The organism is Anditalea andensis (assembly GCF_000714815.1).
In the GTDB taxonomy this organism is placed as follows: Bacteria; Bacteroidota; Bacteroidia; order Cytophagales; family Cyclobacteriaceae; genus Anditalea; species Anditalea andensis.
Genome location: NZ_JMIH01000015.1, coordinates 37,087 through 51,234 on the forward strand (window position 1 = coordinate 37,087; position 14,148 = coordinate 51,234).

The window sequence follows — 14,148 nt, forward strand, 5'->3', positions numbered from 1 at the left end:
TCTGATTACATCCCAATACTATGCCCAAAATATCCAATATTTTTTCTGTATTAATTCTATTAGTGCTATGCCTTTCATGCAAGCAGGGTGAGAAAACACTATTCCAGTCAATTCCTTCTTCTTTCTCTGGTATCACATTTAACAATCTGATCACTGAATCAGATACATTTAATATTCTTACGGATGAATACATCTTTAATGGGGGAGGAGTGGCCGTAGGTGATTTTAATAATGACGGTCTTCCCGATTTATTCTTTACAGGTAATCAGGTGAGTAACAAATTATATCTCAATGAAGGAAACCTCCAGTTCAAAGATATATCCAGTATGGCAGGTGTTGAAGCTGTAGGTAAATGGTGTACAGGTATAGCTGTAGTAGATATCAACGGGGATGGCTTACTTGATATATATGTGACAGCCACGATGAAAAAAGATTCCCTTGGCAGGGCAAACATGCTATTTGTCAACCAGGGGTTGGACGAACAAGGAAATCCTATTTTCACCGAACAGGCAGCTCAATATGGTATAGCGGATATGGGCTACAGCATGTCGGCCACTTTTTTTGATTATAATAATGATGGTCTGTTGGATTTATATGTGCTCAATAATGTGCAAAGCAATACAGTGCCGGGAACTTTCCGGGAAAAAATAACGGATGGCTCTTCCGTAAACCAAGACCAATTGTACCGAAACAATGGTAATGGTACTTTTACAAATGTAGGAAAAGAAGCAGGTATCACTATTGAAGGCTTTGGTCTGGGCCTGGCCATAGCAGATTTTAATAATGACGGCTGGCCTGATATTTATGTCTGCAATGATTATCTGGCAAATGACCTTCTTTATATAAACAATCAGGATGGTACATTTACCAATGAAATCAAAGATAGGATGCGCCATCAAAGCCTCTTTTCAATGGGGGTAGATGCTTCTGACTTTAATAATGATGGGCTTCTGGATGTTATTACTTTGGATATGTTGGCAGAGACCAACCAAAGAAAGAAAACTACGATAAGTAAAAACCTTTACCAGACATTTATCAATAACGAGCTTTTTGGATTTGAGTACCAACATGTAAGAAACATGCTTCAGCTAAACAATGGTGAAGGAATTCCATTCAGTGAAATAGGTTTTATGGCAGGTGTCTATCAGACAGACTGGAGCTGGTCTCCGCTTTTTGTAGATTTGGATAATAATGGATATAGGGATCTATTGATCACTAATGGTTTTCCCAGAGATATTACCGATAAAGATTTTGCAAACTATCGAAAAGATGTAGGAAACGTAGCAGGTGTTCCTCATTTGCTTTCAATTATTCCAGTAGTAAAGATCCCCAATTATGGTTTTAAAAACAACGGGGACCTTACCTTTTCAGATTTAAGTAAGGAATGGGGACTGGATATAGCATCTTTTTCCAATGGGGCCGTATTTGTAGACCTGGACAATGATGGGGATATGGATTATGTGGTAAACAATATAAATGATGAAGCTTTTGTCTTTGAAAATACCACAAATACGCAAAAGGAAATTAAAGGCAATTATCTTCGGGTAGAACTGAAAGGTCCTGCTTCAAATCCATTGGGAATAGGAGCTAAACTGACGATCAACTATGGTGATAAGCAGATGCAATATCACGAACAATACCTTACCAGGGGGTATCTTTCGTCTGTAGATCCTATAGTTCATTTTGGACTGGGAGTGCAGGATCATGTTCAATCGCTGCATATAGTGTGGCAAGACGGAACCGAGCAAATCATTCCGGATATCTCTTCCAATCAATTGTTACAAATTAGCCATAGCGAGGCGGGTACAGTAAAGAATGCTCATCCAAGGGCTAAAAATTCACCTATATTTCAGTCTGCAAGTTCACATCTAAACATTCATTATTTTCACCAAGAGGATGATAAAATTGATTTTAACCTTCAGAGAACGGTCCCTCATAAAGTCAGTCAATATGGGCCTGCTATAGCTGTAGGAGATATCAATGGGGATGGATTAGAGGATTTTATACTTTCTGGAGCTGCCAACTATAGTGCTACAGCCTATATACAAAATAATGATGGCACTTTTAATAAAAAAGACCTGCCATTAGGTGATGCCGATTTTGAGCAGGAGGATTTAGGTCTATTGCTATTTGATGTGGACAATGACGGAGATTTGGATTTATATGTGGTAAGCGGGAGCATAGAGCATGAACCAGGGTCGAGTTTCTATCAGGATAGATTGTACCTAAATGATGGCTCTGGAGATTTCAGTGAACGGGGTCAATTACCAGAGATTGTTTCAAGTGGTTTCACGGTGAGAGCTGCAGATTATAACGCAGATGGATATTTGGATCTTTTCGTGGGCGGTAGGACAGAGCCTGGAAAATATCCCTATGCGGATAAAAGTTTTCTGTTAAAAAATGACAACGGCGCCTTAATCGATGTGACGGATAAAGTGGCTCCTGGTTTAAGAAATATAGGAATGGTGACTGATGCCTTATGGACAGATTTTGATAATGATGGTAAGGTAGACCTCATGGTGGTAGGTGAATTTATGTCCATTAGCTTTTTTCGGAATGAAGGGGATAAATTGGTGAAAGTAGAAAATACAGGGATTGATCACTATGTAGGGTGGTGGAACAGTATAACAGCGGGTGATTTTAATAACAATGGATTGACGGATTATGTGGTCGGAAACCTCGGGGAAAATAATTATTATCATGTCTCTGAAGATAGGCCTTTACGGGTAGTGGCAAGTGATTTTGATCAAAATGGCAGTATAGACCCTATTTTATTTGCCTATTTTAAGAACAATCAGGGTAATTACGAATCATTTCCGGTGCATTTTTGGGATGACCTATACGGACAGAGTGTCCTGTTTAGAAGAAAATATAAAGGTTATCATGATTATGCTACCGCTACTTGGGATAATCTATTGCTCCCAGACCAGCGATCAGCTGCTTTAACTTTAGAGGCTAATATGATGAAAACTTGTTTTCTAGAGAATTTAGGGAATGGCCAGTTTAAGCTCATACCTCTTCCCTTACAGGCGCAGATTGCCCCGGTAAATGGTATGCTGACAGACGATGTGGATGGGGATGGGTTTTTGGATATATTAATGGTGGGCAATGATTACGGAAATGAAATATTTGCAGGGAGACATGATGCCTTTACGGGGCTTGTTATGAAAGGTGATGGTAATGGGAATTTCCTGCCTATGAGAGCTGGTATCAGCGGATTTAATGTATTCCAGGACGGAAAAGCACTTGCCAGATTAACAGATAGAAACCATAATGACATTTATCTGGCAACCCAAAACCGCGGGGAATTGAAAGTTTATACCAAGCGTGATAAACATGCCTTCAAAATGTTTACTCCCGGCCCATTGGATCATCTTATATTTTATAGTTCAGATAAGGGACACCAGATAAGGCAGGAACTTTATCATGGGAGTGGCTTTTTGTCCCAATCCAGTAGGGGTGTGAAGATACCGATTGGAATCAGTAAAATAACTGTGGTTAATTTCAAAGGAGAAAGCAGGGTTGTTAATTTTTCAAAATAAAGGAAGCCTAATGCTGAAAACATAACTCTTCGATTTCTCTGGAAAAAATGAGTTGTATATTTAATGAGTTGTTCAGATTGTTTAGTTTAATTCTATATAAATTAAACTGATTATTTGTGTTTTTAAGCTTCCTGACGCCTATTTTCTAATAATTTCTATATATTGTTTAATTTTTTTTAATCTTTTTTAAACAATAATCTATTTTTTGACTTTTATAGCTATTGAACACATTAATTATCAACATAAACAATATAACCATGAAAACGCAGACCTTTAAAAAATTAATGCTGATACCAGCTTTGGCCTTTGGGTTAGTGGCTTGTAACTCAAATGACAATCCTGAGCCTATGCCAGAAAATGATATAGTAGATATCGTAGTGGCAAGTAGTCAATTTAATACTTTGGAAGCCGCCTTAATCCAGGCTGATTTGGTAGAGACTTTAAGAGGTGCTGGTCCATTTACTGTATTTGCACCTAATGATGACGCATTTGGCTCATTTTTAACTTCAAATAATCTGACCGCTGAACAGTTATTGGCAAATCCTGCACTTGGCGATATATTGACCTATCATGTGGTAGGTTCATCAGTAATGGCATCTCAAGTGTCTCCTGGGGCTGTTGCGACTGTCAATACAGCTAATTTTTATGTAAGTCAAGATCCAGCAGGTGATTTTTGGATCAATGGTTCAGCTCGGATAATCGATACGGATATCAGTGCTTCTAATGGAGTGATTCACGTGCTTAATAACGTTATCGTTCCTCCTAGCCAGAGTATTGCCGAAATAGCAGTAGGCATGACAGAGGGAGAAGAGCCAGAGTTTACTCAGTTAGTAGGAGCGCTGTCAAGAGCAGGTCTAGTAGGTGCGGTAAGTGGTGATGATGGTAATTTTACAGTATTTGCGCCAACAGATGCTGCTTTTCAGGCGCTTTATACTGCCTTAGGTGTAAATGGATATAATGATATTGATTTAGAAACATTGACCGCTGTATTGACTGCGCATGTGGTGGAGATTAGGGCTTTCTCTCAAGATTTAAGACAGGGTGATGCTTTAGAAACATTAAACCCTGAAGCCACGCTTGATATTGATCTTGCTGCTCTGACTGTGGGTGGTGCGGCCTTAAATGCAGATATGTTAAACATACATGCTACTAATGGTGTAATTCACGTATTAAATGAAGTAATAGTTCCATAATCCCATTTTTTCATTTTATTCAGTGTTCAGTAGTGAAGGCTGTCGGCTTAGGTCGGCGGCCTTTTGCTATTTAAATTTAATTTTTTATCATGGAATACCCGATGTAGCCTAAATACATATAGGAGGGTTAATAAATAAGGGTCCGAAGGCATGCATAATTGCTGCTTTTAATAAAAGTTCTATAAAAGCATACCTATCTTAGGATAAGGGCACATGTTTTTATCAAAAAAAATCCTGATATGTAAAGTAACACATCAGGATTTAATTTATCGGTGGAGCTGGCGAGATTCGAACTCGCGTCCAGATAGGGAAACACCGTACCGTCTACATGTTTAGTTACCTGTTGGGTTTTCGACACCGGACTGCTGGGCAACACACCTGTCCTGGTGCTTAGCTATTTGATTTTCGCACCTATTTAATAGCATGATAGGTGCTAGTCCTGCCTTATCGACACTCCATATACTGCTCCAACAAGACAAAAAGCAGCGGAATGTGGCCGGGGAACTCTTTTGAGCTCAACCCTAACGCCCTACATTAATCCTTTGAAGGTATTAATTAGGCAGCCATGGCGTAATTAGATTCGCCAATTATAGTTTGTATGAATTATTCACAGGCGTACATACTCCACCTGACATGCGAGCCCAATCTTCACACCTACTGTCAAAACCGGTCAGCCCCATTTTCATTAGGATGACAAATGTACGTTAAATTTTGTTCCAATGGAAGCAGTTATTTTTATGCTTTTTGACTATTATTTCTATATATCTGTTCATGTATTCCATTTTACCGTGGTTTTCACATAGGTTTTTATAAATTTGTGTTCCCTTAATTAAGCCTACCGCGTTTTGAAAAATATTATACTTATATTGTCAATTTTATTTTTATCATACATTTCAACAGAAGCTCAGATACTTAACATAGAGAGGTTAAGGATGGAGAAAGATACTTCCAGGAACTTCATGTTCAAGACTACATTTGGGCTAAATGTCTATAACCGCAGTGCAGCAGCAGATGAACCGGTGAATCTTTTTGGGTATAATCTAGATGTTAACGCCATTTATTATCCTAAAAAGCATGCATATATATTTGTTTCTAAATTTGATTACCTCAGAATAAATGATAGTGATTTCCTTAATTTTGGCTTTATTCATGGGAGAATCAATTTCCTTAGAGAGAACAGACTAAATTATGAAACTTTTGTCCAGTATTCATTTGATAATTTTAGAGGACTGGATCCCAGATGGATCGGCGGTGGTGCGGTTAGGTATAATTTAGTTAAGAATGAAAAAATCACCCTTATACTTGGGGTAGGGGGCATGTATGAACATGAAAGGTGGCAGCATCCTCATTCTGAAGAAATAGAGGAAGTGAATTTTTTAAAGAGCTCAAATTATTTTTCTCTTCGTGCCACCCTGAATGAATATGTGGACATAAATTTAGTCAATTATTATCAAGTGGGATATGACCGGAACATAGAGCGGTTTAGAAACAGAATCAGCAGCTCCACCATCATTAATACCAGATTGACGGACAGACTATCCCTAACCAACTCCTTTGATTTGGCATATGAAGATAGACCTATAGTTCCTATTACCAATGTTATTTTTAATTTCAGAACCGGGCTTTCCATTGATTTTTAATCTCCCATTATATCAAGGTTTTAAATGGAACCGTACCATGAATTTAATAGGTTAAGACGCTGGTATTAGAATAATTTTATATCTTGCAGTAATGGAAAATTTCGTAGTTTCGGCCAGAAAATATAGACCATCCAACTTTAAAAGTGTGGTAGGTCAGCAGCATATTACCACCACCCTAAAAAATGCGATTAAGAATAACCACTTGGCCCAGGCTTTTTTGTTTTGTGGACCTAGAGGCGTAGGTAAGACTACCTGCGCTAGAATTCTTGCCAAAACCATCAATTGCGAAAATCTGACTGCGGACTTCGAAGCATGTAATGAATGTGATTCCTGTAAAGCCTTCAATCAGAATGCGTCTTTCAATGTGCATGAACTAGATGCAGCATCAAATAATTCAGTAGACGATATAAGAAATCTGGTGGAGCAGGTACGGTATGCCCCTCAAAAAGGTAACTATAAAATATATATTATAGATGAGGTTCACATGCTTTCTACCCAGGCCTTTAATGCCTTTCTTAAAACCCTGGAGGAACCCCCTAAATATGCAATTTTCATCTTAGCCACCACTGAAAAACATAAGATTATCCCTACTATCCTTTCCAGATGCCAGATATTTGATTTTAACAGGATACAGATTAAAGATATAGCAGAACATTTAAAATACATAGCCTCTGAAGAGACCATAGCATATGAAGAAGAGGCTCTTCGTCTGATAGCTACCAAAGCTGACGGAGCTCTGCGTGATGCGCTGTCCATATTTGATCTTATCGTAACTTATTCTGCAGGCAATAAACTGACCTATCATGAAACAATAGACAATCTACACATATTGGATTATGACTATTATTTCAAAGTTACTGATGCACTTTTAAATGAAAGTATTAGTGAGACGTTACTGATCTTTGATGAAATTCTGAAGAAGGGTTTTGATGGACACAATTTTATAGTAGGACTAAGTGAGCACTTCAGAAACTTAATGGTTTGTAAAGATCCTGCTACTGTGATGCTGTTGCAAGTATCGGAAAATGCTCAGGAAAGATATGTTCAACAGTCTTCCAGCTCAAGCCTTTCATTCATACTTTCTGCTCTGAATGTTTGTAACCAATGTGATATAAATTATAAATCCAGTAAAAACCAGCGCCTCCATGTGGAACTTGCACTCATGAAACTGGCAAAACTTCCTCAGGCGATCAACTTAGCGGCATTGGCACAGGAAGAATCAAAAAAAAAAAACTGAGTATCCCTGAGCCATTAGAACAAAAGGAAGCCTCAAAGTCAATTACTGCTCAAAAGCAAACCCCTATAAAAAAAACCATGGCCATACCTTCCAACCTTATGGAAGTGACCAGAAAAATTCACGAGGCGCCTACGCAAACCATTGAAACAGATACCCCCGTATATAATGCTTTGGAGGAGGTTTCTCAGGAGGAGGAAGTGTTTGATTTTTATAAGGTACAGGGCGTAGTCAATGATATTATATATGACTATAAAGAGCAGGGAAGGAGTATGGAGCTGGCTGTATTAAAGCAACCATTTGATCTGAGGGATAATGTAGCGGTTTTTAAGCTGATCGGTGAAATCCAAAAGGATATTTTTAATAAAGCAAAGCCGGATATTCTCAAGTTGTTGAGAAAAAAACTCAATAATTACAAAATTGATCTGAATTTTGAAATCAACTCAGAAGCTATAAATCCAGGTAAAAAACTTTACACTTCTACTGATAAGCTGAACTACCTAAGGGAGAAATCACCTGCTCTGAAGGAGTTACAGAAAAGATTTGGTTTAGAAACTGATTTTTAAAAGTCTATTCCCAAACCAAAATTTATGAGGTTTTGAAGTTGGATAGCCCTTGATTTGGTACCATCTTCCATTTCAATAAATACATTTTCGTCATAGATAAGAATGGTTTCTATACGGGTGGTGATAAATCGGTTTATTTTCATGTTAAGTATAGAATTAAAATTGACAACCATGTTTCCTAACCTTTCATAGTTGGAAAAGAGGTTTAAATCAGCTCTCCATGATATGTTTTCCATAAGCGTCAGTTTAGCCGAAGAACCTAATGATATACCTGCTTCTGGTCTCACCATTTCCCCGGGCATTACCCCGAAAGCACCTGCCCGGCTCAATGAATCATTAAGTACTACGGTAAATCTCCCCGTAAACGGTGAAAGTATAACCGAAACCATATCTTTATTTTTAAATTCTTTTTGGTAGTTAAGCCCCGTGGACGATTGGATATAAGCGGGACTTAACAAATCAGAAATGAGGGTGCGTTGTTCTCTTTCTTGTGCCGCTGGTCTAAAATACCTATACCCTTTTAGCAACTGTGTACGGGCATCAATCTGAGTGGACAGATAAAGCTGGGGAGAAAGCTCCCGACCATATTTACTTATAAAGATAAAATTGTCATTGGTTTTTCTGGTGGGAAAATTACGTTCTGTTTGCCTGTTGAAACCATAACTTACGGTTAGTTTAGTGTCCCATATTTTATTGTCCTTATTAAAATTGGCAAACAAAGTAATGCCGGTATTTAACGCCAATGAACTCTGCCCCCCTGCGGACCAGTTAGTAAGGCTTACCTGCTGTATGCTAAGGTTAAAATTCCCACCTTTTTCCCAATATACTGGTTGAGCTTCAGGTGTGATAAGGAGTGAATCACCTAATATGATAAGCGTGTCCCCATCTATAAATACAGTATCAGCTTTGATATTGCCCAAATCCTGCGCTATGGCGGTAGTTTCACTTATTAAAAATAAAAGTAAAAAAAGCCCAAAGATCCGCAACATCAACTTATAAGTTATATCAATCAAAGCATTTAGAATTTATCATTACAAATTTATCTATTTTCTGATAACTATCTGCTGTCCTACGCTTAAAATACTGTTAGTGTTCATATTATTCCACTGGCGGAGTTGATCCACAGTTACATTATACCTTTTTGACAATGCATATAAGGTTTCACCCTGGGTCACTTTGTGATAAATGGCCTGGCTCCGCGTACTGTTCACAGGTGCAGAGGCCTGTACAGATGGAGAAAGAGTTTGTCCTGGAGGTTGGTGTATGGTGACCTCTCTTTCATTCCTTTGTGCTATCTGTGGGGGGGAGGCGAATTGCTTTTGCTGGATTATTTCGATATCCTCGTTTCTCTTTCTGTAATCCTTCAGCTTTAGGACCATACCTGTCTTAAGATCGGCATCTTTATAAATACGGTTTTTGGCTTTTAAGGAATGTAATCTTATTCCATATCGTTGGGAAATCTGCCATAAGTTTTCTCCAGGCTGTACGATGTGTTCTTCGGCGTCTGATTTACCTTTTTTCCTTTTTGTATAATAATAGTTACCAGCTACTATTTTATCCTTTTTCTTTAGATCGTTTACTCTCCTTAGTTTTCCTTCACGGATGCCTATTTCCTCTGCTAAAGCTTCCTGACTGCCGGTCTTTTGGGCCTGCACTGCCTTAATGCTGTTTACTTTTATCTGATTAGGTTTTCCTGCATTGCTGGTATTGCCCGTTACATTTGGGTATCCAGCTTTGTTTTGCTTAGATGGGATATAGTTTACCTGTGAGGGTGTTGATGCAGGTTCATTGGAGGTAAGTACTGGTCTAATAGGGGCACTTCCTTCTCTGATATAAACTACCGTATAAGGTTTCCCTGCCGGGATCTTACCGTTGGTGGCCCACTTATTGTATTCCTTAAGGTGATTTTCACTTACACCAATGGTGGAGGATATCCTCCCCAAGTCTGTGGGGCCGTGTACCACCATTTCTTCCAGGTAGCTACCATTACTTACGAGCTGTCCTATCTGACCTTCAAAGGCGATTTTATGGGCTAGGAATTTTTTAAAATACCAATGGCTGTTTTTGTCTATGTCTATTACTTTTTTACCTGAATACTGTTCACCAAAGTATCCCCGTGCTCCCCCGAGGCCCATTTGGTAGGAGACTACAGCGCACATCCAATTATCCAGATAGCGGTTATGTTTTTTGAGATACAGCGCTGCTCCCCGGGTGGAGGCTACAATGTTTTTTCTTTCATCTATTTGGTTGTCCACACGCATAAATACTTCTTCAGCAGTACCCTGCTTAAATTGCCAAAAACCCACCGCATTGGAGGTAGATACAGCATCTGAAATTAAACTGCTTTCTTGGATAACCAGGTACTTTACATCAGGTGGAAGACCTTCTTCCCGCAAAACCCTTTCTATGGTAGGCATATATAAGTTTACCCTGTCCAATTTGATCTTAAAATAGGTCTGATTACGATATAATGCATCTACATCCTGCTGGATTTCTCTTTGGGCATGTTGGTTTAGACGTAGGGTAAGGTCAGCAAACTTTAGTTGACTTGGCACCTGTGGCACCTGAGCATATCCCTTTACCGTAAAAAAACACAGGGTTAGGACTATTAGTAATCTATTGATGATCATATTTACAAACTTATAGTTTTCGGGCCATAAATATACCGTCCCTTATAGGTAAAAGTACATTTTCTACCCTAGGATCCTCATGGATCTTTTTATTAAAATCTAGTATGGCTCTCGTGTCCTTATCTACTTTTTTATCAGGGCTAATCAATATTTTGCCGGACCAGAGTACATTGTCAGCTAGAATAATTCCTCCTTTCTTTACCCGATCTATCACCAGATCATAGTACTTACCATAATTTATCTTGTCTGCATCTAAAAATACCATGTCAAACTCTTCCTCTAATTGTGGGATTAGTTCAAGGGCATTGCCGAGTCTGTATTCTATTTTTTCGGTTAGACCTGCTTTATGAAAAAAGCCCCGTACCATCTCTTCCAGTTCATCATTGATATCCAGTGTGATCAGTTTTCCATTTTTTGATAATCCTCTGGCCATACAAACGGCAGAATAACCGGTGTATGTACCGATTTCAAGAATAACGTCAGGATTAAGCATTTTAGTAAATAATTCGAGGACTTTTCCCTGCAGCTGTCCCGAAAGCATTCTGGGCATGAGTACTTTCGCATTGGTTTCTCTTATGATGTGCCGCAGCAGATCATCTTCTGGAGAGGTGTGTTCCTGGCAATACTCTAGTAGTTCTTGGCTTATAAATTCCATAATCAATATTTCTTAGGCAAATAAGTAAGGTAACTAAAATCTTCTTCAGCTAGATATTCGTTTGCCAATTCCTGAAGCTGCTCTGCTGAAGTTTCTTTGATAATCTTAAATATCTGATCCAGCTCTGTTACTTTGTTTTGGTCAAGCAGGTTTTTGCCAAAAATAAGCATCAATGAGGCATAGTTTTCTTCAGCCATGGCCATCTGACCTACCGCTTGTTCTTTGGCCATATGTATTTGCATAGAGCCCAGTTTTTGGTTTCTCAGTTTGGCCAGTTCTTTCATAACCAGCTTTTTGGCTTTAGCGGCGGTTTTTTCTTCGGTGCCGTAAAATATGCCTAGAAATCCGGTATCTGTATATGCCTGATAGGTAGATTCCACACTATAGACATAGCCATGCCTTTCCCGTAATGCGAGATTAAGCCTACTGGTCATGCTGGGGCCGCCAAGGATATTATTTAACAGATAGAGTTTAAATCTATCAGGGTGATAAAGGCTAATAGCAGGTTTCCCAATGGCAAAGAGTGATTGTGTGATATCTTTTTCGACTGTTTTGTGAATAGGCTGATAATTGGAGAATCCGCTGCGGATGTATAGTCTTTTTTTCACTGGTATATTAGTAAGAAATCCTTCTATCTGCTTCAGTACTTTTGAGAAGCTTATATTACCAACTACTGAAAAAACAATCTTCGAAGTATCTAACCTCGAAGAGACAAAATCGAAAAAGTCCTTTTGGGTAAACTTGCTGACCGTTTCTTCCCTGCCAAGAATATTCCTGCCGAGGGCATGGTTTTCAAATATCTGTGCATCAAAATCATCTTGAATGGCATCTTCCGGGGAGTCTCTGTACATGGACATCTCTTCCAGTATGACCTGTCTTTCTCTGTTGATCTGATTTTCCGGAAAGGTACTGTTGAAGGTGATGTCACAAAGCAGTTCAGCAGCTTTGTTGAAATGCTGATTTAAAATACTGGAATAAAAGCAGATTTTTTCTTTGGTAGTGTAGGCATTTAACTCACCACCTACAGAATCCAAGCGGTTTAGGATGTGAAATGCTTTTCTTTTTTTGGTACCCTTGAAGGCCATGTGTTCCCAAAAATGCGCTATACCTTCCTGTTCCTTGGTTTCGTCCCTACTCCCGATGTCTAAAATAAATCCGCAATGGATCAGTCGGGTGTGGGTTATTTCTTGGTGAATGATGCGTATTCCGTTTGCTAACTCTTTAATGTTATATGACATGTGTGATATTCCGGCGATCAATATGACAAAAATAACAGACTTTATCCGGATATTTTTTTGAGGGGGATAAATATGTTAATTTTAAGTACCGAACATACATATAATTTAGAAAGTTTATGAGATATACACCACTGAATAAGTCTCTTTATATAAAAAACAGACAGAAGCTCGTCAGTAAATTAAAACCCAATTCAGTAGCTATTTTTAATGCTAATGATATCATGCCTACCAATGCGGATGGGACCATGAGGTTTAGGCAAAATAACGATCTTTTCTACCTGACAGGAATAGATCAGGAAGAAACTATTTTAGTACTATGCCCGGATTTTCCCAATGAAGATATGCGTGAAATCCTATTTATCAGAGAAACCAATGAGCATATAGCGATATGGGAAGGTCATAAATATACCAAAGATGAAGCTTATGAAGCTTCAGGCATACAGAATATCCAGTGGGTAGAAAATTTTAACGGTGTGATTAATACACTCGCTGCACTACAGGAAAATATTTACCTCAATACAAATGAACACCTGCGGGCTGACGTTCAGGTGGAAACCAGAGATACCAGGTTCTTCAAAGCCTTTAAAGATCGATTTCCGTTACATCATTATCACCGGGCAGCACCCCATATGCATGAACTTAGAGCAGTAAAAGAGCCGGAAGAATTAAGGCAGCTGCAGAAAGCCTGTGATATCACAGATAAAGCTTTCCGAAGAGTGCTTCAGTTTGTGAAACCTGGTGTGATGGAGTATGAAATAGAGGCAGAGTTTATCCATGAATTTACCCGTCAGGGCAGTATGGGGTTTGCTTATATCCCTATCATCGCCTCCGGGGCCAGTGCATGTGTACTGCATTATGTGGATAATAATCAGCCTTGCAAAGATGGGGATCTCATTTTATTTGATGTGGGGGCCGAATATGGCAATTATAATGCGGACATGAGCCGTACCATACCCGTAAACGGCAGATTTACCAAAAGGCAGAAGGATGTGTATAATGCGGTACTTAGGGTACAACGGGCTGCTATGGACATATTGAAGCCCGGAAATAATATTCAGGCATATCACAAAGAAGTCGGCAAGATCATGGAAGCAGAGCTGATCAACTTAGGTCTGCTGGATAAAACGGATGTAAAAAATCAGGATCCCAATAAACCATTATATAAAAAATATTTCATGCATGGGACTTCTCACCATTTGGGATTGGATGTGCATGATGTGGGTACTATGTATGGGCCGATTTCCTCCGGGATGGTATTTACCGTAGAGCCGGGGATTTATATCCAAGAAGAGGGATTAGGCATACGTTTAGAAAACAATATTGTAATCCTACCAGATGGCCACCTCGACCTGATGGGGAATATTCCTATAGAGGTGGAGGAGATAGAGGAGTTGATGAATAGGTAGGTTGAATAATTTGCCAAGAAGACTGGAAACTCAAATAAAACAAA

At 38.9% G+C, this 14,148-nt stretch carries 10 protein-coding genes and 1 other RNA gene; 6 read left to right on the forward strand and 5 right to left on the reverse strand.

The window, feature by feature from the left end:
* The first annotated feature begins 20 nt into the window (after positions 1-20).
* A complete protein-coding gene (locus EL17_RS07560; RefSeq protein ID WP_035072283.1) occupies positions 21-3,542 on the forward strand; it encodes a VCBS repeat-containing protein in 3,522 nt (1,173 codons plus the stop codon).
* 257 nt (positions 3,543-3,799) lie between these two features.
* Entirely contained in the window at positions 3,800-4,735 is a 936-nt protein-coding gene (locus tag EL17_RS07565) for a fasciclin domain-containing protein (protein ID WP_051719869.1), read from the forward strand.
* Positions 4,736-5,005: 270 nt separating this feature from the next.
* Here EL17_RS07565 and ssrA read toward each other — a convergent pair.
* Positions 5,006-5,413, reverse strand: a transfer-messenger RNA (tmRNA) gene (ssrA, locus tag EL17_RS23065).
* A gap of 254 nt (positions 5,414-5,667) precedes the next feature.
* Between ssrA and EL17_RS07570 the strand changes: the two genes are divergently transcribed.
* From EL17_RS07570 to EL17_RS07580, 3 genes are all read left to right on the forward strand, one after another.
* Complete coding sequence (locus EL17_RS07570; RefSeq protein WP_084166150.1) at positions 5,668-6,375, forward strand: DUF481 domain-containing protein; 708 nt, start codon at positions 5,668-5,670, stop codon at positions 6,373-6,375.
* 91 nt (positions 6,376-6,466) lie between these two features.
* Positions 6,467-7,612 carry a DNA polymerase III subunit gamma/tau gene (locus EL17_RS07575; RefSeq protein WP_035072286.1) on the forward strand — a complete coding sequence of 382 codons (1,146 nt, stop codon included), beginning with the start codon at positions 6,467-6,469 and terminating at the stop codon, positions 7,610-7,612.
* A gap of 77 nt (positions 7,613-7,689) precedes the next feature.
* Complete coding sequence (locus EL17_RS07580; protein WP_051719870.1) at positions 7,690-8,175, forward strand: hypothetical protein; 486 nt, start codon at positions 7,690-7,692, stop codon at positions 8,173-8,175.
* Here EL17_RS07580 and EL17_RS07585 read toward each other — a convergent pair.
* Genes EL17_RS07585 through EL17_RS07600 form a run of 4 tightly spaced genes read right to left on the reverse strand, consistent with a single transcriptional unit; the run spans position 8,172 to position 12,698 of the window.
* Positions 8,172-9,164, reverse strand: a complete 993-nt coding sequence (locus EL17_RS07585; protein WP_035072290.1) for a DUF3078 domain-containing protein — start codon at positions 9,162-9,164, stop codon at positions 8,172-8,174. The two genes, EL17_RS07580 and EL17_RS07585, sit on opposite strands and share 4 nt — an antisense overlap.
* Before the next feature lie 54 nt (positions 9,165-9,218).
* A complete protein-coding gene (locus tag EL17_RS07590; RefSeq protein ID WP_035072292.1) occupies positions 9,219-10,805 on the reverse strand; it encodes a LysM peptidoglycan-binding domain-containing protein in 1,587 nt (528 codons plus the stop codon).
* Positions 10,806-10,815: 10 nt separating this feature from the next.
* Positions 10,816-11,460, reverse strand: coding sequence for an O-methyltransferase (locus tag EL17_RS07595; protein ID WP_035072294.1), 645 nt, complete (start codon positions 11,458-11,460; stop codon positions 10,816-10,818).
* A gap of 2 nt (positions 11,461-11,462) precedes the next feature.
* The gene (locus EL17_RS07600; protein WP_035072296.1) at positions 11,463-12,698 is read right to left on the reverse strand and encodes a M16 family metallopeptidase; all 1,236 of its coding nucleotides are present in this window, start codon (positions 12,696-12,698) and stop codon (positions 11,463-11,465) included.
* Positions 12,699-12,814: 116 nt separating this feature from the next.
* On the opposite strand from EL17_RS07600, the gene EL17_RS07605 reads away from it, so the two are divergent.
* Positions 12,815-14,104, forward strand: coding sequence for an aminopeptidase P family protein (locus EL17_RS07605; RefSeq protein ID WP_035072298.1), 1,290 nt, complete (start codon positions 12,815-12,817; stop codon positions 14,102-14,104).
* Positions 14,105-14,148 lie beyond the last annotated feature (44 nt).